Annotated in this window: 22 protein-coding genes; 17 read left to right on the top strand and 5 right to left on the bottom strand. The window is 64.1% G+C overall.

The genetic code is table 11. The features are described from left to right. Positions 1–6 precede the first annotated feature (6 nt). Positions 7–1,002 carry a D-2-hydroxyacid dehydrogenase family protein gene (locus tag H7U20_RS06245; protein ID WP_199518746.1) on the bottom strand — a complete coding sequence of 332 codons (996 nt, stop codon included), beginning with the start codon at positions 1,000–1,002 and terminating at the stop codon, positions 7–9. 115 nt (positions 1,003–1,117) lie between these two features. On the opposite strand from H7U20_RS06245, the gene H7U20_RS06240 reads away from it, so the two are divergent. From H7U20_RS06240 to H7U20_RS06220, 5 genes are all read left to right on the top strand, one after another. Then, the gene (locus tag H7U20_RS06240; protein WP_199518745.1) at positions 1,118–1,369 is read left to right on the top strand and encodes a hypothetical protein; all 252 of its coding nucleotides are present in this window, start codon (positions 1,118–1,120) and stop codon (positions 1,367–1,369) included. Continuing rightward, positions 1,366–3,231, top strand: coding sequence for a phosphoenolpyruvate carboxykinase (GTP) (locus H7U20_RS06235; protein WP_199518744.1), 1,866 nt, complete (start codon positions 1,366–1,368; stop codon positions 3,229–3,231). The genes H7U20_RS06240 and H7U20_RS06235 overlap by 4 nt, the downstream gene beginning before the upstream one ends. Before the next feature lie 145 nt (positions 3,232–3,376). Then, positions 3,377–3,994 (top strand): TetR/AcrR family transcriptional regulator, encoded by a 618-nt coding sequence (locus H7U20_RS06230; protein WP_199518743.1) that lies wholly within the window; start codon positions 3,377–3,379, stop codon positions 3,992–3,994. Positions 3,995–4,061: 67 nt separating this feature from the next. Further along, positions 4,062–4,214: a hypothetical protein gene (locus H7U20_RS06225; RefSeq protein WP_199518742.1), complete on the top strand. Its 153-nt coding sequence runs from the start codon at positions 4,062–4,064 to the stop codon at positions 4,212–4,214. Continuing rightward, positions 4,211–4,810, top strand: coding sequence for a 2-hydroxychromene-2-carboxylate isomerase (locus tag H7U20_RS06220; protein ID WP_199518741.1), 600 nt, complete (start codon positions 4,211–4,213; stop codon positions 4,808–4,810). Before H7U20_RS06225 ends, H7U20_RS06220 begins: the two co-directional genes overlap by 4 nt. A gap of 56 nt (positions 4,811–4,866) precedes the next feature. Here the strand turns inward: H7U20_RS06220 and H7U20_RS06215 are convergent, their stop codons facing one another. Then, positions 4,867–6,858 carry a S8 family peptidase gene (locus H7U20_RS06215; RefSeq protein WP_199518740.1) on the bottom strand — a complete coding sequence of 664 codons (1,992 nt, stop codon included), beginning with the start codon at positions 6,856–6,858 and terminating at the stop codon, positions 4,867–4,869. On the opposite strand from H7U20_RS06215, the gene H7U20_RS30115 reads away from it, so the two are divergent. Next, positions 6,845–7,102: a hypothetical protein gene (locus H7U20_RS30115; protein WP_233410535.1), complete on the top strand. Its 258-nt coding sequence runs from the start codon at positions 6,845–6,847 to the stop codon at positions 7,100–7,102. The genes H7U20_RS06215 and H7U20_RS30115 overlap by 14 nt on opposite strands. Here the strand turns inward: H7U20_RS30115 and uvrA are convergent. Next, positions 7,088–9,937, bottom strand: coding sequence for an excinuclease ABC subunit UvrA (gene uvrA, locus H7U20_RS06210; RefSeq protein WP_199518739.1), 2,850 nt, complete (start codon positions 9,935–9,937; stop codon positions 7,088–7,090). The two genes, H7U20_RS30115 and uvrA, sit on opposite strands and share 15 nt — an antisense overlap. 367 nt (positions 9,938–10,304) lie before the next feature. On the opposite strand from uvrA, the gene ssb reads away from it, so the two are divergent. The 11 genes from ssb (at position 10,305) to H7U20_RS06155 (ending at position 21,929) form a co-directional block, all read left to right on the top strand. After that, entirely contained in the window at positions 10,305–10,802 is a 498-nt protein-coding gene (gene ssb / locus H7U20_RS06205; protein ID WP_199518738.1) for a single-stranded DNA-binding protein, read from the top strand. 323 nt (positions 10,803–11,125) lie between these two features. After that, a complete protein-coding gene (locus tag H7U20_RS06200; RefSeq protein WP_199518737.1) occupies positions 11,126–12,634 on the top strand; it encodes a Fic family protein in 1,509 nt (502 codons plus the stop codon). Between the two features lie 355 nt (positions 12,635–12,989). After that, positions 12,990–14,075 carry an extracellular catalytic domain type 2 short-chain-length polyhydroxyalkanoate depolymerase gene (locus H7U20_RS06195; protein WP_199518736.1) on the top strand — a complete coding sequence of 362 codons (1,086 nt, stop codon included), beginning with the start codon at positions 12,990–12,992 and terminating at the stop codon, positions 14,073–14,075. Positions 14,076–14,283: 208 nt separating this feature from the next. After that, the gene (locus H7U20_RS06190) at positions 14,284–14,754 is read left to right on the top strand and encodes a rhodanese-like domain-containing protein (protein WP_199518863.1); all 471 of its coding nucleotides are present in this window, start codon (positions 14,284–14,286) and stop codon (positions 14,752–14,754) included. A 209-nt stretch (positions 14,755–14,963) separates the two neighbouring features. Further along, positions 14,964–15,887: a serine O-acetyltransferase EpsC gene (gene epsC, locus H7U20_RS06185; RefSeq protein ID WP_199518735.1), complete on the top strand. Its 924-nt coding sequence runs from the start codon at positions 14,964–14,966 to the stop codon at positions 15,885–15,887. Positions 15,888–16,003: 116 nt separating this feature from the next. Then, positions 16,004–16,267 (top strand): helix-turn-helix domain-containing protein, encoded by a 264-nt coding sequence (locus H7U20_RS06180; protein WP_199518862.1) that lies wholly within the window; start codon positions 16,004–16,006, stop codon positions 16,265–16,267. 69 nt (positions 16,268–16,336) lie between these two features. Further along, the gene (locus H7U20_RS06175) at positions 16,337–17,269 is read left to right on the top strand and encodes a family 2A encapsulin nanocompartment shell protein (protein ID WP_199518734.1); all 933 of its coding nucleotides are present in this window, start codon (positions 16,337–16,339) and stop codon (positions 17,267–17,269) included. A gap of 119 nt (positions 17,270–17,388) precedes the next feature. Then, positions 17,389–19,302 (top strand): family 2A encapsulin nanocompartment cargo protein cysteine desulfurase, encoded by a 1,914-nt coding sequence (locus H7U20_RS06170; protein WP_199518861.1) that lies wholly within the window; start codon positions 17,389–17,391, stop codon positions 19,300–19,302. A gap of 209 nt (positions 19,303–19,511) precedes the next feature. Continuing rightward, a complete protein-coding gene (locus H7U20_RS06165) occupies positions 19,512–20,630 on the top strand; it encodes a hypothetical protein (protein WP_199518733.1) in 1,119 nt (372 codons plus the stop codon). After that, complete coding sequence (locus tag H7U20_RS06160) at positions 20,608–21,495, top strand: hypothetical protein (RefSeq protein WP_199518732.1); 888 nt, start codon at positions 20,608–20,610, stop codon at positions 21,493–21,495. Before H7U20_RS06165 ends, H7U20_RS06160 begins: the two co-directional genes overlap by 23 nt. Beyond that, entirely contained in the window at positions 21,492–21,929 is a 438-nt protein-coding gene (locus H7U20_RS06155) for a hypothetical protein (RefSeq protein WP_199518731.1), read from the top strand. The genes H7U20_RS06160 and H7U20_RS06155 overlap by 4 nt, the downstream gene beginning before the upstream one ends. Before the next feature lie 58 nt (positions 21,930–21,987). Here H7U20_RS06155 and H7U20_RS06150 read toward each other — a convergent pair whose 3' ends face one another. Together H7U20_RS06150 and H7U20_RS06145 are read right to left on the bottom strand one after the other, a co-directional pair. Then, complete coding sequence (locus tag H7U20_RS06150; RefSeq protein ID WP_199518730.1) at positions 21,988–22,992, bottom strand: zinc-dependent alcohol dehydrogenase family protein; 1,005 nt, start codon at positions 22,990–22,992, stop codon at positions 21,988–21,990. A gap of 61 nt (positions 22,993–23,053) precedes the next feature. Further along, on the bottom strand, positions 23,054–23,812 hold the full coding sequence (locus H7U20_RS06145) for an SDR family NAD(P)-dependent oxidoreductase (protein ID WP_199518729.1): 759 nt from the start codon (positions 23,810–23,812) through the stop codon (positions 23,054–23,056). Positions 23,813–23,870 lie beyond the last annotated feature (58 nt).

Raw genomic sequence — 23,870 nt, 5'->3', positions numbered from 1 at the left:
GCCGCCTTACCGGCCGCCCTTGGCGTAGTCCGGATTGAGCAGGGCGTCGTGCTTGCCGGCGGCGAAGTCGACGATGTTCTGGAAGGCGTGGCGGAAATACAGCTCGTAGCTGTCCTTCTCCACATAGCCCAGGTGCGGCGTGGCCAGCACCGTCGGCATGCGCAGCAGCGGCGAATCGGCCGCCAGCGGCTCCGAGGCGAACACGTCGAGCGCGGCGAAACCGGGCCGGCCCTGCGGCAGCGCCCGTTCCAGCGCGTCCTCCTGCACCAGTTCGGCGCGGCTGGTGTTGACGAACAGGGCGCTCGGCTTCATGCGCGCCAGGTCCTCGGCGCCGACGATGCCGCGCGTGGCCGGGTTCAGCCGCAGATGCAGGCTGAGCACGTCGGCCTGCTCGAAGAAGGCCTCGCGCGTGGCGGCCGCCCGGTTGCCGTCGGCCAGCGCCGCGTCGCGGCTGGCCTGGCTGCCCCACACCAGCACCTGCATGCCGAAGGCGCGGCCGTAGCCGGCGATCATCTTGCCGATCTTGCCGTAGCCCCAGATCGCCAGGGTGCGTCCCTTCAGCACCGTGCCCAGGCCGTTCAGGCCGGGGTTGATCGAGGCGGTCTGCCACAGCCCGTCCTTGAGGTTGTTGGCGTAGGGCACGATCTTGCGCGAGGCCGCCATGATCAGCGCCCAAGTCAGCTCGGCCGGCGCGGTGGGCGAGCCGACGCCCTCGACGATGGCCACGCCCAGCTCGCTGGCGGCGGCCACGTCGATGTTGCCGGCCACCTTGCCGGTTTGCGAAATCAGCTTCAGATTGGGCAGCCTGGCCAGCAGTGCGCGGCTGAGCACGGTACGTTCGCGGATCAGCACCAGCGCCTCGAAGGGCGCCAGGCGGATCGCCAACTGGCCCAGTCCGCGGGTCGAATTGGTGAAGATTTTGACTTCGTGATCGCGCAACAACGGGAAGCAATCGAGATCGCGGGTAGAATCTTGGTAATCGTCGAGAATCGCAATTTTCATGGTGGTTGGCCGATCTTAATGTGAATTTCGTAGCTTAATAACGGATTTCTCGGAATATGGAATAGCTTACTACTTTAGTCGACTATTTCTCCTACATTTTTGCAGAAAAGCCAGTTTGACGGGTGTACAATCGCCCACTCATTTTCGAACTCAACAACAGGGTTCGCGCAATACGTTCCATCAGCCCGGCCACATGATTGGGCTGCGCGCCGGCCCGATCGCCAGCGCAATCGACATGACCGCCGTAGCGCCGGGGGCCGCCGCTGAGCAATCGCGCCGCCCACCTGAGCGCAAGCCACAAGCTGACGACGATCCTGCCGTGCCGGGACAAGACAAGATTTCTTTATTGGCATTGGAGGTACTATGAATCAGCCCGTGATGGGTGGCGTTGCAGCACTCAACGTCCCAGCTTACATTAAACAGCAGAAACTGATCAATTGGGTCGCGGACATCGCCGCCCTGACCAAGCCCGACCGCATCCACTGGTGCGACGGCTCGCAGGAAGAATACGACCGCCTGTGCGGCGAAATGGTCGCCGCCGGCACCATGAAGAAGCTGAACCCGGCCAAGCGGCCGAACTCCTACCTGGCCTGCTCCGATCCGAGCGACGTCGCCCGCGTCGAAGACCGCACCTACATCTGCTCGAACACCAAGGAAGAGGCCGGTCCCACCAACAACTGGACCGAGCCGAGCGAAATGCGCGGCACCCTCAACGGCCTGTTCGACGGCTGCATGGTCGGCCGCACGATGTACGTGGTGCCGTTCTCGATGGGCCCGCTGGGTTCGCCGATCGCCCACATCGGCGTCGAGCTGTCCGACTCGCCCTACGTCGCCGTCAACATGCGCGTGATGACCCGCATGGGCCGCGCCGTCTACGACGTGCTGGGCACGGACGGCGAGTTCGTCCCCTGCGTGCACAGCGTCGGCGCGCCGCTGACGGCCGGCCAGAAGGACGTCGCCTGGCCGTGCAACGCCACCAAATACATCGTCCACTTCCCCGAGACCCGCGAGATCTGGTCCTACGGCTCCGGCTACGGCGGCAACGCCCTGCTGGGCAAGAAGTGCTTCGCCCTGCGCATCGCCTCCAACATGGGCCACCAGGACGCCCAGGCCGGCGGCGCCGGCTGGCTGGCCGAACACATGCTGATCCTCGGCGTCGAATCGCCGGAAGGCAAGAAGCACTATGTCGCGGCGGCCTTCCCCTCGGCCTGCGGCAAGACCAACTTCGCCATGCTGATCCCGCCGGCCAGCTTCAAGGGCTGGAAGGTCACCACCATCGGCGACGACATCGCCTGGATCAAACCGGGCGCCGACGGCCGCCTGTACGCCATCAACCCGGAAGCGGGCTACTTCGGCGTCGCCCCCGGCACCAACGAGAAGACCAACTTCAACTGCATGGCCTCGATGCGCGAGAACACCATCTTCACCAACGTCGCGCTGACCGACGACGGCGACGTCTGGTGGGAAGGCTTGAGCAAGCAGGCGCCCGATCACCTGATCGACTGGCAGGGCAAGGACTGGACGCCGGCCGCCGGCACCAAGGCGGCCCACCCGAACGCCCGCTTCACCGTCGCCGCGACGCAGAACCCGGTGATCGACTCGGCCTGGGACGATCCGGCCGGCGTGCCGATCTCGGCCTTCATCTTCGGCGGCCGCCGCTCGACCACCGTGCCGCTGGTGACCGAAGCGCGCAACTGGGTCGAAGGCGTCTACATGGCCGCGACCATGGGCTCCGAAACCACCGCCGCCGCCGCCGGCCAGATGGGCGTGGTGCGCCGCGACCCGTTCGCCATGCTGCCGTTCATCGGCTACAACATGAGCGACTACTTCCAGCACTGGCTCAACATGGGCCGGAAACTGGGCGCCGCCAACGCCGGCGCGCTGCCGAAGATCTACTGCGTCAACTGGTTCCGCACCGACGAGCAGGGCCACTTCGTCTGGCCTGGCTTCGGTGACAACATGCGCGTGCTGAAGTGGATGCTGGAACGCATCGAAGGCAAGGCCGGCGGCGTCGAGAACGTGTTCGGCACCACGCCGCGTTTCGGCGACCTGAACTGGGACGGCATCCCGTTCACGCCGGAGGAGTTCGAGACCATCACCTCGATCGACAAGGACGCCTGGCGCGACGAGCTCAAGCTGCATGACGAGCTGTTCGCCAAGCTGGCCTACCACCTGCCGGCCGAGCTGACCGCCGTCAAGGCCGAGCTGGAGCAGCGCCTGGCCAAGTAAGCGGCCCGGGCGGGAAATAAAAAAACGGCACGTAGCGATACGTGCCGTTTTTCTTTGCCGCGGCGCCGCTGGCTTGGCGCATCCGTCGCGCGGCCACGCGCGGTTTTTTCTCGCACATTTCGCACGGGTGTGCTAAAGTGAATCCATGGATACCCTGACCGCCAAGAGCGAAGCCACCTACGCCGCCATCGTCGCCGCCGCCATGGACATGGCCGCCGCCGAAGGCATCGGCAAGCTGTCCTTGGGCGAGCTGGCCAAGCGCACCGGCATCAGCAAGAGCGGCGTGTTCTCCCGCGTCGGCTCGCTCGAATCCCTGCAGGAGGCGGTGCTCGACGAATACGACCGCCGCTTCGCCGCCGAGGTGCTGCTGCCCACGCTGCAACTGCCGCGCGGCCTGCCGCGCCTGACCGCCCAGGTCGGCAACTGGATGCGCCGCGCCGGCGACGAGGCCTTGCGCAGCGCCTGCCTGTATTCGGCCGGCGCCTTCGAATTCGACGACGAGGCCGGCCCGCTGCGCGACCGCCTGCAACAGGGCGCCCTGCAATGGCGCGCCTCGCTGCGCAAGACGATCGAGCAGGCGATGGCCGAGGGCCAGTTGCGGCCCGACACCGATCCGGCCCAGCTGGTCTACGAGATCTACAGCCTGATCATCGGCCTGGTGCACGACACCCGCTTCCTGCACGACGCCAACGCGGCGCGCCACACGCAGCGCGCCTTCAACCGGCTGATCGGCAACTACAAGAGTTTGAGCGATCCGCAGTGACCGCGCGGCGGCGTGCGCGCGGCTTTTTTTGAAGTAATTTCGCACACCTGTGCGAAAAGGAGGAAACATGAACACCTTGCTGTGCTTGTTGTTGCTGTTGTTGCTGTTGTTGGTCGCGGGCTACGGCGTCCATCGCAGCAATGTGATCGCCTTGTTGCGGGCCCTGCCCGATAGCAACGAGGATTTTCAGGAACCCACCTCGGAAGGAAAGCTGCCATGACGCAGGACATCACGTTTTACTTCGATTTCGCCTCGCCCTACGCCTACTTCGCCGCCCAGCGCATCGACGCGCTGGCGGCGGCGCACGGCCGCACGGTGCGTTGGACGCCGGTGCTGCTGGCGGCCCTGCGGCAAGCCACCGGCAGTCCGCTGGCGCCGGAGGTGCCGCTCAAATGGGCGTATGTGCAGCGGGATCTGGAGCGCACCGCGCGCCTGCACGACATTGCCTATCGGCAGCCGCCCGGCTTCCCGCGCTTTTTGCTCGAGCCTGGCCGGGCCATGCTGTGGATACGCCAAGAGCATGGCGACGCGATCGCCACGGCCTTCGCCCGCAACTGCTTCAGCGCCTACTTTGGCGACGGAGTCGATATTGGCGACGTGGCGGTGTTGCAGGGGATAGCTGCGGCCTTGGGGGTGGACCGCGCGGCATTGGCGGCGGGGATGGTGGCGCCGGCGATCAAGCAGTTGCTCAAGCAAGAGAGCGAACACGCCCTGGCCAGCGGCGTGTTCGGCGTGCCCTTCGTGCTTGCCGACGGCGCGGCCTTCTGGGGCTTCGACCGGCTGCCCCATCTGCAAGCGCAACTGGCGTCGCATTAGACGGCGCGCGCGCGGCGCGCCGTCCGCTTCTGCGGCCCCGGCCCGGGCGCGCAGCCTTACTGGCCGCTGACGATCTGTGCGATGGTCGCGTCGATCACGCTCTGGAACGCGGCCACGTCGGTCGCGCCGGTCACCTGGTTCAGCATGGCGCGTGCCTTGGCGGTGGCGTTGGCGTTGCTATACGCGCCAATTTCCGGCGCCAGGTCCAGCGACTTGGTGAAGTTGACCGCCACTTCGGACTTCTTGGTCACCGTGACGCCATCGGCGTTCGGCATGCCACCGGACATGATCGACAGCGCCGCCTTGCCTCGGGTCAAGCTACCGTTGTTGATGGCGTTGACCCAGAAGGCCAGGCCACCCGGGTCGGGCAGGCGGTTGAACAGGTTGCGGTAGATCGCCGTGACAAAGGCGGTATTGTCGCCGCCGTACAGGGCGTTCGACTCGGGACTGTTGCTGAAATTCTCGACCAGTCCCCTGACGGTGGCATTGGTCGCATACGCGCGTTCGAGCTCGACGATAGTGGTCGGCGCGCCGGCGTTTTTCAGTCCGTCGGCGAACCAGTACAGTCCGTTCGGATCGGCCGGCCGGCCGAAGTAGCCCAGATACACTTGCTGGGTCACCAGGCGGTAGCTTGAATCCGGCGCCAGGCCATTGAGCGCACCGAACAGATTGAGGCGCGGCTTGCTGACGCCGTTGCGCGGGTCGGTGACGATCGGGCCGAAGGCGAGCAGGCGGTTCAGGCCATCCTGCACGCTGTCGGTGGGGGCCGCGTTGGCGCCGCGCAGCACGGCGAGGGCGCCGGCCACGTGCGGCGCGGCCTGCGAGGTGCCGGCCATGGTGACGCCGCCTGCCGTGATGTTGGCACCCGGCGCGAACAGCGAGACCAGGTTGCTGCTGTTGGAGAAGCAGGCGACGGCGTTGGCATTGCGCGTGGCGTCGGTGCAGCTGCTGTAGGCTTGGCCGCCGGGGATATTGCTGTCGTAGATAGCGCCGACCACGACCGCGCCCGAGACGCAGGCGGGGAAGCCGACGCCATTGGTATAGGCGTCGTTGCCGGCGGCCACCACGGGCGCGATGCGGGCGGCGCGCAGACGCGCAAAGGCGTCGACGAAGGCCGCCGCCGGACCGGTACCAAGCTGGCCGACGCCGCAGGTGTCGGTGAATCTTTGGCTGACGCCAAAGCTCATGTTGGCGGCGACGATGTTGTACTGGTCGCGGTTGACGATCGCCCAATCCATGCCGCGCGCGGCCGAGTCGAGATTGATCTGGGTATCGTTGATCGAGATGTCGACCGAGGCGACGCGCGCACCGTTGGCCACGCCGGTCACGATAGCGGCCACATTGGTGCCGTGCGGGGTGACCTTGAAGTTGCCGGTGGCGATAGGGATGGCCGCGGCGATACGGCAGCTGGCCGGCACGCCGGGGCTGCTGCAGCCGAAGGCCGCTTGGGAAATGTCGGCGCCGCCGTCCAGCACCACCACGGTGGTGCCGGCACCGGCCCGCCCGGTGACGAGGGCCTCGGGCTGCTGGATCGCCGGCAAGCTCTGCGCCAGGTTCAGGTTCATCTTGATATTTTCGACCACCAGGCGCACGTCGGCATGGTTGATCAGTTTGACCAGGGCGGCGCGGCTGCTGACGCGCACATAGGCCCAGGGCATGGCCTTGTATTCATGGCTGAACTCGATATCGGTCGAATTCAACTCGGCGCGCACGCGCTTGCGGGTGGCCTGGTAGGCGCTTTGCTGCATCGACAGCCGCTCGGCGTGGTTGCCGCTGACGGCGACGCGGGCCGGTGCCTCGTCCTTGAAGACGACGATGAACTCGTTCGTTTCGCTGTCGAGCAGGCGGTCGAGGTGAGCACGGTCGGCTTTGGCGACGGCCGTGGCCGACAGGGCCGCGCGCGCCTGCGTTTTGCTGACGGTGGCGGCGGCCGCTTTCGGCGCCGCGCCGAAAGGGCTGCTCAGGATGGTGCCGGACGACTGCGCCTGGGCCAGCGAGGCGACGGCGAGGGAGGCTGCGAGAAGGGAGAACTGTATGCTTGGTTTCATCAACGACTCTCAAAAAGAAAGAATGAATGTCCCAGCTGGTTCTTGTCGGCTCTACCGCATGACCGGCAAAAATTCGATGAGAATGGTATGGCCCGTTGCGCTAGGCCAAATTCATTTTATTGTCGTTTTATTAAACTTTCAAGTTTACAATTTTCTTTTAATTAACATGTTGTTTTTTATAATATTTCATTGCGGCTGCGGGCGCCCAGCCCGCGGCGCCGCAGCGCGCTCAGGCCGTCAGTAGCGGGCCGAGATACTTGCCGGTCACGCTCTTCGGATTGGCCGCCACATCCTCCGGCGTGCCGGTGGCGATGATCTGGCCGCCGCCGGCGCCGCCTTCCGGACCCAGGTCGACGATCCAGTCGGCGGTCTTGATGACGTCCAGGTTGTGCTCGATGATGACCAGGGTGTTGCCCTGGTCGCGCAGGCGGTGGATCACCTTCAGCAGCAGGTCGATGTCGTGGAAGTGCAGGCCGGTGGTCGGCTCGTCGAGGATGTACAGGGTGCGTCCGGTGTCGCGCTTGGACAACTCCAGCGACAGCTTGACGCGCTGCGCCTCGCCGCCCGACAAGGTGGTGGCGCTCTGGCCCAGCTTGATGTAACCCAGGCCGACGTCGAGCAGGGTGTGCAGCTTGCGCGCGATCAGCGGCACCGGCTTGAAGAACTCGTGCGCGTCTTCGACCGTCATGTCGAGGATCTCGGTGATGTTCTTGCCCTTGTAGTGGACCTCCAGCGTCTCGCGGTTGTAGCGCTTGCCGTGGCAGACGTCGCAAGGCACGTAGACGTCGGGCAGGAAGTGCATCTCGACCTTGATGACGCCGTCGCCCTGGCAAGCCTCGCAGCGGCCGCCCTTGACGTTGAACGAGAAGCGCCCGGCGCTGTAGCCGCGTTCCTTGGCCGTCGGCACGCCGGCGAACAGGTCGCGGATCGGCGTGAACAGGCCGGTGTAGGTGGCCGGATTCGAGCGCGGCGTGCGGCCGATCGGCGCCTGGTCGACGGCGATGACCTTGTCGAAATGCTCCAGGCCGCTGATCGAGTCGTGCGGCGACGGCTCGGTCTGCGAACCGTACAGGTGGCGCGACAGCGCCGGATACAGCGTGTCGTTGATCAGCGAGGACTTGCCCGAGCCGGACACGCCGGTGACGCAAGTCATCAGGCCGACCGGCAGGTTCAGCGTGACGCTCTTCAGGTTGTTGCCGGTGGCGCCGGTGATCAGCAGTTGCTTGTCCGGATCGGCGGCGCGGCGCTGCTTCGGCACGGCGATTTTCAGCGTGCCGTTCAGGTATTGCGCGGTCAGCGATTCCTTGCTTTTCAAGATGTCCTTCAGCGTGCCCTGGGCGATCACGTCGCCGCCGTGCACGCCGGCGCCCTTGCCCATGTCGACCACGTAGTCGGCGGTGCGGATGGCGTCCTCGTCGTGCTCGACCACCAGCACGCTGTTGCCGATGTCGCGCAGGTGCTTCAGCGTTTCGATCAGACGGTCGTTGTCGCGCTGGTGCAGGCCGATCGACGGTTCGTCCAGCACGTACATCACGCCGGTCAGGCCGGAGCCGATCTGCGAGGCCAGGCGGATGCGCTGCGCCTCGCCACCGGACAGGGTGTCGGCGCTGCGGTCGAGCGACAGGTAGTCCAGGCCGACGTTGTTGAGGAACTTCAGGCGCGAGATGATTTCCTTGACCACGCGGTCGGCGATCTCCTTCTTGGCGCCCTTCAGCTTGAGCTGCTCGAAGAAGCTCAGCGTGTCGCGCAACGGCTTGCCGGCGATCTCGTAGATGGCCTTCTCCTGCTTGCCGCTACCGACCTTGACGAAGCGCGCCTCGACGCGCAGCCGGGCGCCGTGGCAGGACGGGCATTGTTTCTCGTTGATGAACTTGGCCAGCTCTTCCTTGACGGCCATCGAGTCGGTCTCGCGGTAGCGGCGCGACAGGTTGGTCACCACGCCCTCGAAGGTGTGTTCCTTGATGACGGTGCGGCCGCGCTCGTTGACATAGGCGAAGGGGACCAGCTGCTTGCCCGAGCCGTGCAGGATCACCTGCTGGGCGGCGGCGGGCAGTTGCTCGTAGGGCAGGTCGAGGTCGAACTCGTAGAAGGCCGCCAGGTTCGACAGCATCTGGAAGTAGAACTGGTTGCGCCGGTCCCAGCCCTTGACCGCGCCGGAGGCCAGCGACAGGTTGGGGAAGGCGACGATGCGCTTGGGATCGAAGAATTCGATGTGGCCCAGGCCGTCGCACTCGGGACAGGCGCCCATCGGATTGTTGAACGAGAACAGGCGCGGCTCCAGCTCCTGCAGCGAATAGCCGCAGGCGTTGCAGGCGAACTTGTTGGAGTAGACGTGCTCCTTGGCCGAGTCCATTTCCAGCGCCACGGCGCGGCCGTCGGCCAGGCGCAGCGCCGTCTCGAAGCTCTCCGCCAGGCGCTGCTTGATTTCGGCGTTGACCTTGACCCGGTCGACCACCACGTCGATGGTGTGCTTCTCCGTCTTCTTCAGCTTGGGCAGGTCGTCGACCTCGTAGATCTTGGCCTCGTGGGTGCCGCTCTGCACGCGGAAGCGGACGAAGCCCTGCGCCTGCATCTGCTCGAACAGGTCGGCGTGCTCGCCCTTGCGGTTGGCCACCACCGGCGCCAGGATCATCAGTTTGGTGCCTTCCGGCATGGCCAGCACGGCGTCGACCATCTGCGACACCGACTGCGCCGCCAGCGGATTGTCCGGGTGGTCGGGGCAGTAGGGCGTGCCGACGCGGGCGTACAGCAGGCGCAGGTAGTCGTGGATTTCGGTGACGGTGCCGACCGTCGAGCGCGGATTGTGCGAGGTGGCCTTCTGCTCGATCGAGATGGCCGGCGACAGGCCCTCGATCAGGTCGACGTCGGGCTTCTCCATCAGTTGCAGGAACTGGCGGGCGTAGGCGGACAGGGATTCGACATAGCGGCGCTGGCCTTCGGCATACAGGGTGTCGAAGGCGAGCGAGGACTTGCCCGAGCCGGACAGGCCGGTGATGACGATCAGCTTGTTGCGCGGCAAATCCAGATTGATGTTCTTCAGATTGTGCGTGCGGGCGCCGCGAATGCGAATTTGTTCCATGTTTTGCCTTGCTTTCAAGAGGTGGTGCGAGGCCGGCGCGCGCTAAAAAGAGCGATAACGGGGCCAAAACGGGTCAACCTGACACTATAGCTGGGTTTCAAAACTTGCGCGTGCCGCCGCGTCGGCCATAACGGGACAGGGCAGCGCGCGCCGGTTTGACGCAGCTCTTGAGGGTGACGATGAGTACTGTATATAATACCAGTATTCCGCTATGAAGTTTCGTCCCGAACACAAATTGATGGACCGCCGGCCGGCGCGCCGCCGATGGATTTTTGGGCGTCGCGGCGGTGCCTTGGCATATAATCGCGGTTTAGCTTTTCACCAAACAGCCCGCCCACGGCGGCCGCCGTTATTCAGGAGTTTTTACATGGCATCAGTCAACAAAGTCATCATCGTCGGCAATCTGGGTCGCGATCCGGAAATTCGTTACATGCCTAGCGGTGACGCGATCGCCAACATCGCGGTGGCGACCTCGTACAAGTCGAAAGACCGCAACACCGGCGAGCAGAAAGAGCTCACCGAATGGCACCGCATCTCCTTCTTCGGCCGCCTGGCTGAAATCGTCGGCCAGTACCTGAAAAAAGGTTCCTCGGTCTACGTCGAAGGCCGCCTGCAGACCCGCAAGTACACCGACAAGGACGGCGTCGAGAAATACGCGACCGACATCATCGCCGAGCAGATGCAAATGCTGGGTGGCCGTCAAGGCATGGGTGGTGGCGATGGCATGGACGACGGCGGCTACGAAGCCCCGGCGCCTAGCCGTCCGGCCCCGCCGCCGCGTCCGCAGCAGCAAGCCCCGGCCCCGCGCCCAGCGCCGAAGCCGGCGCCGAACTTCTCGGACATGGATGACGACATCCCGTTCTAAATCGAAAAATGTAGTTTATTGTTGATTCAGGCCCGTTCTTCGAGAGAAGAATGGGCTTTTTCTTTACCCACACTTTCATTTTTTGGTGTGGTCAATAGATAACTAAACTGCTATTTAATGGAAATGGTGGGTTGATGCCTAAGTACATCGCCAAACGCACGAATTTGCGCATGATGAGGACGCGTACGCGGATAGCGCAGACAAGATGGTCCTCTTCGTAGAAAAATACAAAATTCCGACAAACTCTTTCAGAGGAATGGCACATTTTTCAGACGCAAAGTGATAGTGTTAAACACTTTTCAGACATTTGCGGAGGATTGCTGGTGGCAATCAAGCAGAAAACCGACATCTCGATGCCCGAGGTGCTCTTCACCGGGGAAGGCGATGCCGCCGCAGACCGCCGAATTCTGCGTATCGCAGAGGAAGGGCGGTTGCGTAGGCTGTACCAGGGCGTCTACACGAGCAATCTTGCCAGTCCGCCCGAGGCGGTTGTCACGCGTAACTGGCTCAACATTGTCGGCCATTTACTCTCCGGCGGTGTAATCAGCTATCGGAGCGCCCACGACGCCAAGCCTTTCGCTGGTCATCTGTACGTGACCCGTGGACAGCGACCGCGAACCCTCGAGTTGCCTGGGCTGACCGTTCGGGTCCTTCCGGGTCCTGGCGTCGTCGCCGGCGACGTGGCCTACAAAGACCTGTTCCTGGCCAGTCAAGCCCGGTGGCTGCTGGAGAACCTGGCGACCGGCCGCGGGGTCAGCGAACGCGTGTTGAGTGCCGAAGCCCTTGAGGCCGAGCTGGACAAGATGCTGTTAATTCGCGGGGAGTATCGGTTCAATGAACTCCGCGATAACTGCCGCGCGCTGGCTGCTGTCCTTGGGCGAGACAAAGAGTTCAAGCGCCTGGAGGGCATCATGGGTGCGTTGCTGGGGACTCACGAGAGTAAAAAGCTCCGAAGCAAGCAGGCGCTCGCCCGGGTGGCTGGCCTGCCCTACGACCCCGCCCGATTGGAATTGTTCGACACCGTGTTCGGCCGCTTGCGTGTGGAAGCCTTGCCTGAATTGCCCGCAACAGCAGACACCGGCACTGCGCGCGAAAATTTCGCGTTCTTCGAGGCCTACTTCTCGAACTACATCGAAGGCACGACCTTCTTGGTGCGCGAAGCCGAAGAAATCGTTTTTGAGGGCAAACTCATCCCGAACAGAACAGAAGACTCGCATGACGTTCTCGGAACGTTTCAGGCGGCGATGCAGCCCCCGTGGCGAGACCAGCCGCCAAGCACAGCCGACCAGTTCTTGCACTGGCTCAAGAGCGTCAACGCGCTGGTGATGCGCTCGCGCTTGGACAAGAACCCCGGCCAATGGAAAGACCAAAACAACCAGGCCGGTGCCACCGTGTTCGTCGACCATACGCTCGTCCAAGGCACGCTGCGCGAAGGCTTCGCACGGATTGCTGCACTAGAAGACCCGCTTGCCCGGGCTTTGATGACAATGTTCGTCATCGCCGAGGTTCACCCGTTCAAGGACGGCAACGGCCGAACCGCGCGACTAGCCATGAACTGCGTACTCAGTGCCGCCGGCCGGTCGCGCATCATCGTACCAACGGTCTACAGGGAAGACTACCTGTTGCCGTTGAAGGCAATGACAAACAATAGCGATGCGACGCCGTACCTCCGTGCCATGGCCCGCATTCAATCCTGGACGGCCGCGTTTGATTACGGCCAGGCCCGCAACCATGTCTACGAGGCGCTCCTGCGATGCAATGCCTTCGAGGAAGACCTCAAGAATTACAAACTGATTTTTCCCGAATCGAAACCAGCGCTGGTCCCAAACTGATGAGAGGGCTGTATCCATGGGAAAAATTCATCACGTGAAAGTTACTCCGGCAAGATGATTACCGCCGTTTCCTCTGACGATGGTCACTCGTAAATAATTGATTTAATTGACCTATTATCTCCCGCTCCGACATGGTAAGCATGGGATATCAACTTAGTGTTCGAACTTTCACGCGCGATTGATTTGCCAATTTTTTGCTTTCCACGCCTGTTTTTGATCTCGCTCAACACATCCCTTGATCCAGCTTGAATTATCATAACAACAACCTCCCTGCGCAAGCAAACTGCTATGTTGGTCGACATTGCACCTTGGCCACCATGTGCAACTCATCCACTCAGCCGAAGGGAAGCGCACCATGAGCAAACGGAAAAACACGGTCATTTCGACGATGCTGGGCAGCATAGGCGCGCTGCTGTTGGCCGCCATGCCAATCTGCGCCAGCGCCGGCGCGCCGGCCTTGCTGTCGTATGGGGCGGTCAAGCCGACCGTCGCCGGCATCTCGTCGGGCGGTTTCATGGCGGTGCAAATGTCGATCGCCTATTCGCAGACCTTTACGGGCGCGGCGGTGTTCGCCGGCGGGCCTTACTACTGCGCGGTGGACAATGTCGATGTCGCCACCACCACCTGCATGCAGAACAATCCGGCGATCACCCACACCGGCCTGAATTTCCTGGAGACGGACACCACGCTGTGGGCCGGCAGCGGCTGGATCGACCCGACCAGCAATCTGGCGCAGCAAAAAATCTACCTGTATTCCGGCACCAACGACACGGTGGTGGTGCAGCCCGTCGTCACTTGGTTGCAGACCTATTACCAGCACTATGTGTCGGCCTCCAACATCGCCTACAACAACAAGTCCGCCGCCGAGCATTCCTGGGTGACCTGGAAGCCGGCCACCGGCGGCACCTGGAGCGGTAGCGGGCCGAACACCGTGGTCAACGCCTGCACCTTCAAGGGTTCGCCCTTCATAAACAATTGCGGCAACGACCCCGAACACGACATGATCAAGCAGATGTACGGCTCGGTCACGGGACGTTCCGCCACCGCCTCCGGCACCATGGTGCCGTTCGACCAGACGGCCTTCGTGCCCTTCGGCCTAGCCAGCGCCTACAGCGTCGACAGCACCGGTTTCGTCTACGTGCCGACCTATTGCGCGGCGAACGCCGGCTGCCGGGTGGTCGTCGCGCTGCATGGTTGCCTGCAGGGATATGGCGTGATCGGCAACGGCTTCATCAACAACAGCGGCTTGAACGAGTACGCCGACACCAACAAATTGTTGATCGTCTATCCGCAATTGATCGTCTCCTCCACCATCCCGTTCAACCCGCAGGGCTGCTGGGACTTCTGGGGCTACACCGGACCACAGTATCCCTTGCAGAGCGGGGTGCAGCCGGCCATGCTCAAGGCCATGGTCGATACGGTGATGGGGGCGCATTACTAAGCCAGCCCGACCCGTAGTGGACATGGAAAACCCCGGACAGCCCCAGGCTGTCCGGGGTTTTCTTATTTGTTTTTCATTTTTCCGAACTCGTTTTAATTCGTTTTACTTTGTTTTGGCGAGCCGTATATTCACCTCAACGGCTGCCGTCTATCGCCATCAAGCTGGCGGCAAATCCGCAACCGATAGAACAATCATCGAGGTCTTCCTTATGTCAGTTGACGTGTATGTACCCGCTTTGCCGCAGGAGCTGGAGTCGATCAAGGCCCAGGCCGAATCCGCCGGTTTGCCTTACGCGGGCGGTGTTCCCCCCGACCTCGCCTGGCAGCTTTTTTCCACGCAGCGTGTGCTGCTGGTGGATGTGCGCTCCCACGAAGAACGCAAATTTGTCGGCCACGTGCCTGACAGCGTCCACGTGCCTTGGGCGACCGGCACGGCGCTGACGCGCAATCCGCGTTTTGTGCGCGAACTGGAAAGCAAGATCGGTGGCAAGGATGTCGTCGCCTTGCTGCTCTGCCGGAGCGGCAAGCGTTCGGCCTTAGCGGCCGAGGCTGCCAGCAAGGCCGGCCTGAGCCGTATCTTCAATGTGCTGCAGGGCTTCGAGGGGGAGATCGATGCGCAACAACAGCGTGGCAAGGCCGACGGCTGGCGCTTCCATGGCCTGCCCTGGGTGCAGGATTGAGTGACAGCGGGCGACAGCGCCGGCATGTCCGTTAGTCAGCGCTGGCGAGCACTGCAAAGCCGTTCAGTTAAGGCGCCGGCGGCCACCAAAACCACCCACAGGCAGAGAACCGGGGTCAGACCCTGCGGGTCTGACCCCAGCTCTAGGCCTCTGGGTTTTCTTACCGCCTAGCACTGCCTAGCACTGCCGTTTTTTCATAAAGGAACCGTGTGGCCACTTTCGACATCAGCAACATCGTGCAATCGCTGTATGAGGCGCGGCACAACTGGCGCCAGGCGCAAAGCCGCGACAGCGAACCGGGCGGGCGGGAATTCCCCTCGCGCGACGCCCTAGCCGCCATCCTCGACAGTCTCAAGGGTGTGTTGTTTCCGATGCGTCTGGGACCGCCGGACCTGCGCCAGGAAAGCGAGAATTTCCATGTCGCGCATGCGCTCGATGCCGCCTTGCACGCCTTGTTGAAGCAGGTGCGCCGCGAGTTGAAATACAACGCGGGACTGAACGGCACCCCCGGCCACGATGTCGACGACCAAGCCCAAACGGCGATCCAGACTTTCGCCTCGGCGCTGCCGCGCATCCGCACGCTGCTCGACAGCGACGTGCTGGCGGCCTACCAGGGCGACCCGGCGGCGCGCAGTGTCGATGAGGTCTTGCTGTGCTACCCCGGCGTGCTGGCGATGATCCACTATCGGCTGGGACATCAGCTGTATCTGCTGGGCCTGCCGCTGCTGGCACGCATCGTCGCCGAGCTGGCCCACGGCGCCACCGGCATCGACATCCATCCCGGCGCGAGCATCGGCGCCGGCTTCTTCATCGACCACGGCACCGGGGTGGTCATCGGCGAGACCGCCGTCATCGGCGAGCGGGTGCGCATCTACCAGGCGGTCACGCTGGGCGCCAAGCGTTTCCCGACCGATGCCGACGGCAAGCTGCAAAAAGGCCTGCCGCGCCATCCGGTGGTGGAGGACGACGTGGTGATTTATGCCGGCGCGACCATCCTCGGCCGCATCACCATCGGCAAGGGCGCCGTCATCGGCGGCAATGTCTGGGTGACGCACGACGTCGCGCCCGGTGGCCGCATCGCCCAGGCGGAGTCGCGCGAAGGCGCTTTCGCCAACAGCATCGCCGCCACATGAGCGGGGCGACGGGGCAGGGCGGCACGGGCGTGCCGCGATCTGCCACCGGGCCGGACGCGACGGGCGCGGCGCAACAGCCAGCGGTCCCGGCGCCAGGCGAGCAGCGCGTGTTCAGCATGCTGGTGCAAAGCTTTGGCATCGGCGTGCGGCAGTTGCGCGAGGCGCAGGGCTGGTCGCAGGAGCGGTTGGCCGAGAACTCGAATCTGAACCGCTCCTACGTCGGCGAAATAGAACGCGGCCGCGCCATCGCGTCGCTGCTGACGGTGGAGAAACTGGCGGCGGCGCTGCAATTGACACCCTCGGCCTTGCTCACGCGCGGCGAGGCGATCAGCCAACTGCAGCCGCCGCCGGGCGGCAAATTGATGGCGATAGCATGTTGACCCGTCAACACTGAAACCGCACAGTCGCGGGTGTTTTTCCTTCCTTAAATTATCTGAATTGGAGTCACGATGTCGGCAACAGTTGGTGGTACTTCAGCGCTGGGCGATAACGCCGCACGGCAATTAGCAAACGCGACCAAGACCGTTCCCCAGCTGGAGACGATCAGCCCGCGCTGGTTGACGCATCTGTTGCAATGGGTGCCGGTGGAGGCGGGCATTTATCGCCTCAACAAGGTCAAGAATCCGGAATCGATCAAGGTCACCTGCACCGCCCGCGAAGTGGAAAATCAACTGCCGCGCACCTTCGTCGACTATGAAGAGAATCCGCGCGAGTATTTCCTCAACGCCGTGTCGACGGTGCTCGACGTGCACACCCGCGTGTCCGATCTGTACAGCAGCCCGCACGACCAGATCAAGGAGCAGTTGCGCCTGACCATCGAGACCATCAAGGAAAACCAGGAAAGCGAACTCATCAACAATCCGGACTACGGCCTGCTGGCCCAAGTCACCGACGAGCAGCGCATCTTCCCGCTGACCGGCGCGCCGACGCCGGACGACCTCGACGAGTTGCTGACCAAGGTTTGGAAGGAGCCTGCCTTCTTCCTCACCCATCCGCTGGCGATCGCCGCCTTCGGCCGCGAGGCGACCCGGCGCGGCACGCCGCCGCCGACCATCAGCCTGTTCGGTTCGCAATTCATCACCTGGCGCGGGATTCCGCTGATCCCCTCGGACAAGGTGCCCGTGGCCGACGGCAAGAGCAAGATCCTGCTGCTGCGCGTGGGCGACAAGCGCCAGGGCGTGGTCGGCCTGTTCCAACCCGGCCTGCCGGGCGAGCAAAGCCCCGGCTTGTCGGTGCGTTTCATGGGCATCAACAACCAGGCGATTTCGTCCTACCTGATCTCGCTGTACTGCTCGCTCGCCGTGCTGACCAGCGATGCGCTGGCGGTGCTCGACGACGTTGAGATCGGCAAGTACCACGACTATCCCGACACCTACAAATAAGCCGCGACGTGAGCTCACTTTCGCCCTCCACCTCCCTGCCGGCGAGCCACGCCGCCGGCGTTCCGGCGCCGTCCGGCGCGCCGTTTGATCCGGCCGTGCTGGCCCGCCTGGCGACCGAAATGTTTGCCGCCGCGCCCTTCACGTCGCCGTTTGCCTCGCCGTTTGCCTCGCCCTTGGCCACACCCGGCGCCCAGGCGCCCGGCAACATCGCGCCGCCGGGTTCGCCGCTGGTCAGTCCGGCCGGTTTTGGACCCAGCGTGCCGGGCACGCCGATTCCGCAAGGCCAAATTCCCGGCAGTAACCTGATACCGGCGTCGCCCACCCAGGTGCTGTCGCTGGGCAATCGCGCGCCGGCCCTGGCACCGGCCGCGCAGGCCGGCAACGGCGTGCCCGACAAGGCGCTGGGCGCGCTGCCTGCCTACGAACCACGCAGCGGCGGCGCCTTGCTCGGCGTGACGCCGGCGCTGGACGCGGGGCGGCCGCAAGCCGGAGCTTCGCCGTATTACTTCCTCAACGACCGCCATGGCCAGCCCGCCGCCGCAGCCGCCGCGTCGCCGTCGGTGACGGCGCCGTCGGTGGCGTCGCCGCAGGCCGATTTCTTCCCGCCATCGTTGCCGCAAACGCGGGGCCTCAGCGCGCCGCCGGCCATCGGACTGCCCGGCGCGGCCGCCAGCACCGCATCGCCGGCGCCGTCCGCCGCGCCGCAGTATTATTTCGTCGACGCGGTGGTGCTGCCCAGTGGCTACGTCACGCCGGCAAAACCGGCGCCGCACGCCACCGTGCCGCTGGCCGGCGGCGACCGCCATCCGCCGTTCGACGTGCATGCCGTGCGCCGCGACTTCCCGATTTTGCAGGAGCGCGTCAACGGCCGGCAGCTGGTCTGGTTCGACAACGCCGCCACCACGCACAAGCCGCAGTCGGTGATCGATCGCATCAGTTCCTTTTATGCGCACGAGAACTCGAACATCCACCGCGCCGCGCACGAACTGGCGGCGCGCGCGACCGACGCCTACGAAGGCGCGCGCGAGCGGGTGCGCCGCTTCCTCAACGCGCCGGATGTCAACGAGGTCATCTTCGTGCGTGGCACCACGGAGGCGATCAACCTGGTCGCCAAGAGCTGGGGCGCGCAGCATGTCGGCGAGGGCGACGAGATCATCGTCTCGCATCTCGAACACCATGCGAATATCGTGCCCTGGCAACAGTTGGCCGCCGCCAAGGGGGCCAAGCTGCGAGTGATACCGGTGGACGACTCGGGCCAGGTCTTGCTCGACGAGTACCGCAAGCTGCTCAACGACCGCACCAAGATCGTCGCCGTGACCCAGGTCTCCAACGCCCTCGGCACCGTGACCCCGGTCAAGCAAATCGTCGAACTGGCCCATCGCGCCGGCGCCAAGGTGTTGGTCGACGGCGCCCAATCGATTTCGCACATGCGTGTCGATGTGCAGGATCTGGGCGCGGACTTCTTTGTTTTCTCCGGCCACAAGGTGTTCGGTCCGACCGGCATCGGCGTGGTATGGGGCAAGCGCGAAGTGCTGGAGGACATGCCGCCATGGCAGGGCGGCGGCAATATGATCGCCGACGTGACGTTCGAGAAGACCGTGTTCCAGCCGATTCCCAACAAGTTCGAAGCGGGTACGGGCAACATCGCCGACGCGGTCGGCCTGGGCGCGGCCATCGACTATGTCAACAAGATCGGCATCGAAAACATCGCCCGCTACGAGCACGATCTGCTGGTCTATGGCATGCGGCAACTGGGTGAGATCAAGGGCGTGCGTCTGATCGGCACGGCCGACGACAAGGCCAGTGTCATGTCCTTCGTGCTGGCCGGTTACAGCACGGCGGAGGTCGGCCATGCGCTGAATGAGGAGGGCATTGCCGTGCGCACCGGCCACCATTGCGCCCAGCCGATTTTGCGCCGTTTCGGCGTTGAAACGACGGTGCGGCCGTCACTGGCGTTCTACAACACCTTTGAAGAAATCGACCGTCTTGTGGCCGTCGTCAGAGGGCTGGCGGGACAACGCCGGACCGGCTGAAGTCGATCCAGCGCAAGCGTCGCCGCGCCAGGCCTGCAGCAAAAAAAAACCCGGTAGCCCCAGGCTGTCCGGTTTTTTTTTGAACTTTTCGTCATTTGATAAATCAAACAATTCGCACCAAGTAGAGATAGCTATGTTTGCCATTCACCTGCCACCAAGCTTGCTTGCGGCGGCAGGTCCGCCATTTGTCTTGTCTGCCAGGAGTTGGTATGCGTATTCCATATCGCGGACAAGTACGGCTTGGTGGCCGGCCGTTGCTCGTTTCCCTGCTCGTGTGCGCCTGCGTGTTCTGCCTGGGCCTGCCGCCCGATGGCATGGCGCTGCCGGGCGTGCGTCCGGTGCCCGTGCGTCCGGTGCCCGTGCGTCCGGTGCCCCTGCGTTCGGCGCCCGTGCGGCCTGTGGCTCCCGTTGACGCGATCAGACCCAGGATGCCCGGGTCGCGGTACCGAGCGCTGCCCCAGCCGGATGCGCTCGGTGCTGCGCCGCGCCTGAACTTGCATGAACTGTCTGTGCATGAATCGTTGGCGCATGAATCGTTTGCGCATGAATCGTTTGCGCATGAACCATACCAGCACTATCCGCTAGAGCAATTTGCGTTGGAGGAAAACCGACTGTCCGGCGTGACCACGCCATTCATCCGTCCTCCTTACCGTGGCAACATCTTTTTTGTCAGTCTCGACAAAGAATTCCGGTATTCGGTCCGCTCGGCGCTGGGGAAGAGTGCGCATGCCTTGCTGGTCGTGGAAGCTGTCAACGAAATCATCCAGTCCGCTTCCGATGGCGGTAGCGCCGAGCCAGCCATCATGCTGCATGTCGATGGCATGGATGGCCGGACGGCAAGGTCGTTCCAGCGTAGCCTGGAAGCCAAGCTCGACAAACCCGGTCGGTCTTGGCAAGTGATCGTCACGTCCATGGCAGCGGATACAGTCCAAGACTTGCAAAACGAGAAATACGATTTTAAGTCTGGCAACGTGGGACAAGTGCACATCATAAAGAACGTGGACGAGACGGTCGAGCTGCGCGGTACGGTGACGTTTCCGGCCATGTCTCCGGGCTTGGGCCTGGGCCTGCGCCTGGTTTTTAAGATCAAGCTCGGCTTGCGCAAAATGGCCCAGGTTGACATCCAGCTCCTATTGCAAACCTTGATCGCCAGGCTGGACAATAGGCTGAACGCATTCGCCGCCGCCCGGCAGCTTAAACGCGATTTGATGGCGAGTTCCTGGAATTTCACGGAAGTCAACATCGAGTGTTTTAAAGGATTTTCGACCGATTCCTTCCTGGTCATTCTGTTCCGGCCCGCCGCGTATGAGCCTGCCCATATCTCCTGACGACTGCGCTTTCGCGGTGGCGGTGCCATTGGAGCGCGGGGAATTTTTGCGCCAGTATGGCCTCGGCCGCGATGGCGGCTTTGTGCATGAGAACGTCCGTGTCTATGGCCCCCACGCAACGGGCGAGCAACTCTGGCAAGTGTACCGGAGCCAGGTCGACACCCTGCGTTCGGTGCTCGACGAGGCGCAAGCGGCCGGCGTCAACGTGGTGCGCAATGCCACGCTCGGTCAATTCCATGCATTGGCGGCGCGGCACCGCGTCGTCACGCTGGCGGCGCAATGGAAGAGCGCGCTGTTCCGTCCCGCCGACCTGCCGGCCGGCCGGTCGGCGCCGACGCCGGCCGCGCCAGCGGCCGTGCCGGGCATCAGCGCGACGCAAGCGCAGCGCCTGCACGCTTTGCTCGTTGCCGATGAGCGCGAACAACTGTTGCTATGCCTGAACGGCATTTTGTTGGAAGGAAATCCCCGTCCGGAAAAATCTTTCCAAGAACTCGGCCGCACCTCACGTTACCAGCTGACCCTGTACCAACGCCGCCAGCAGATCGACGCCTGTTTTCCCGGCGTGTTCGGCGGCGGCGCGGCGGTCGAATTTTCCGATGGCTTTCATGCCGTGGCGGCGATCGTCGATGGCTTCGCGCACAATAGCCACTGCCAATTCGACTTGTCCGTCTGCAATTCGATGTTGCTGGCCGACGAGATCAAACGGCGCTGTCCGGCCAGTCACGTACTGTGCAACGAGGAAGTGGCCTACCTGAGCATTCGGGCGGCGGCGTACCGGCAAATTATCCGCCGGATCAAACGGCGGCCCGGACATTACGAAGAGGCCGTGTTCTGGGTGAATCAACGATTGAGGGAGTTGAGATGATGAAAAACAGTTTGAAGAGTTTGCTGCGATCATATGCGGCGCAATTCCACTTCGGCGATGGCGAAGCCGGCGGCGGGATCAGCCGGGAGCGCGTCAGGCAGGATGTGCTGCTGAGCATCAAGGACAATGAAAAATATTTTCACATCGCGGTCGGCCTGACCGTCGTCGGATTTCTTATGGCTTGCGGGTTTGCCGTGGCATATCGGGCCGACATGATGGAAATGCGTGAGGCGCTTGCCTTCCCGGGAATGTTGATCGTTGGCGGTGGTGCCGGCATATTCAAGTTCTGGGCGGAAAAAATGTCGCTGGAAATATTCGCCGCCACCCTCGGCGTCGTGAGCGATGCCGCGCTGCCTGGTTTGATGCTCGCCTTGCTGAACAGGCATGCGGGCGGCGCGGCGGGCTTGGTGGCAGCACCGAAACAGGCCAGCTGAACCAGCCGGCGCAGGTCCCGGCGGCGACTGGCCGGGTCCGTTTCCGTTTTTCGGCGTGTCAGTGCACGATGGCGATCTTGCCGAAGTGGCGGCCACCGGCGGCCAGTTCGGTGTATGCGGCGGCGGTCTCTTCGATGTCGAAGACGCGGTCGACCACCGGCACGATGCGGTGGGCGGCGATGGCGCGGGCCGCCTCGGCCAGATCGGCCACCGAGCCGGTGTTGTTGCCGACGATGCGCAAGGCCTTGACGATGATCGGCAGCAGGTCGATCGACGCCGCCGTGCCGGTGACGAAGCCGACCGTGAACACGGTGCCGCCCACCGCCGCCGCGTTGAGCGAGCGGGCGATGGTGGCGCCGCCGACCGTCTCCACCACCAGGTCGGCGCCGCGCCCGCCGGTCAGCTTCAACACCTCCTCGTCCCAGGCCGGCGTGGCGCGGTAGTTGATCAGCAGATCGGCGCCGAGCTGGCGCGCACGCTCCAGTTTTTCGTCGGACGAGGAGGCCAGGATCACCGTGGCGCCGTGGGCCTTGGCGAACTGCAGGGCGAAGACGCTGACGCCGCCCGTGCCCAGCACCAGCACCACCGCGCCGGGCCGCAACTGGGCCGAACGCACCGCGTTCCAGGCCGTCGTCGCGGCGATCGGCAGCGTGGCGCCGTGGACGAAATCGAGGTGGGCCGGCAGGGCCACCAGGCTGCTGGCGGGCACGGCGACGTAGTCGGCCAGCGAACCGGGCAGCGAGATGCCGCGCGTCGCCGCCACGTTGTGCGGCGTGATGGCGCCGCCCAGCCAGTTCGGCATGAAGTGCGGCACCACGCGCTCGCCGACGCGCCAGCCGTCGACGCCTTCGCCCAGCGCGGCGATCTCGCCGGCGCCGTCGGCGACGGGAATCATGGGAAAGCTGGCGCCGGGGAAGTTGCCCGTGGCGATGGCCACGTCGACAAAGTTCAGGCTGGCGGCGCGCAGGCGCAGCAGCACCTCGCCGCGCGCGGCCTTGGGGGCGGGCAGGTCGGTTTGGCGGAAGGCGTCGAGCGAGGGAGCGGTGAGTTGAATGGCTTTCATGTATTTTTCTCGGTAGTAGAAAAGATTGAATGGCGCTGCTTACTGCACGCTTATTGCGCGCTTAGTGCGCAAAATAGTGCATGCCGCCGTCGACCGGGATCACCGCGCCGGTGATGTAGCGCGCCAGCGGCGAGGCGAGGAAGGCGACCAGCTGGGCGATGTCCTCCGGCTCGCCGAAGTAGCCGATGGGAATGTTGCGTTCGATGAAGTCGCGCCGGCTTTCCTCGGTCGGATGCAGCTTGCCGAGGATCTGCTCGCTGTTGATGCGGCCGGGCGGGATGCAGTTGACGGTGACGCCGTCGGCCGCCACGTCGCCGGCCAGGCCCTTGGCCCACAGGTGCAGGGCGGCCTTGGCGGCGCTGGCCGCGTTCAGCGAGCGCGGCTCCATCGAGCCGCTGATGTTGATCACGCGGCCCCAGCGCCGCGCCCGCATGGCCGGCAGCAGCGCCTGCGTCAGGCGGCGCGCCGCCGTGAAGTTCAAGGCGAAGGCCTCGTCCCAGTCGGCGTCCGGGGCGTCCGGCCGAATCGGCCGCGAGCCGCCGGCGCAGTTGACCAAAATGTCGACGCCGCCGAGCGCGGCGCCGGCTTCGGCGGCGATGCGCCGGGTATCCCGCGCGTCGGTGATGTCGCCGACGACGATGACCGGCCTGGCGCCACCGTCGGCGACGATCTGCGCGGCGAGCTCTTCCAGCAAGTCGCGGCGGCGCGCGGTGATCGCCACGCGCACGCCTTGGCTGGCGAGCACGCGCGCCACGCCGGCGCCAATGCCGGCGCTGGCACCGGAGACCAGCGCGCTACGTTGTTCGAGTTGTAATTCCATGATGGCTCCTGGGTAGTTGAGGGGGCGTGCCGCGGAACGGCGCCCGGCCGTTCCATGT

This window comes from Rugamonas violacea (assembly GCF_016461825.1).
Lineage (GTDB): Bacteria > Pseudomonadota > Gammaproteobacteria > Burkholderiales > Burkholderiaceae_D > Rugamonas.
Note: the sequence above shows the minus strand (reverse complement) of the source record. Positions and strands in the feature narration are given on the sequence as shown.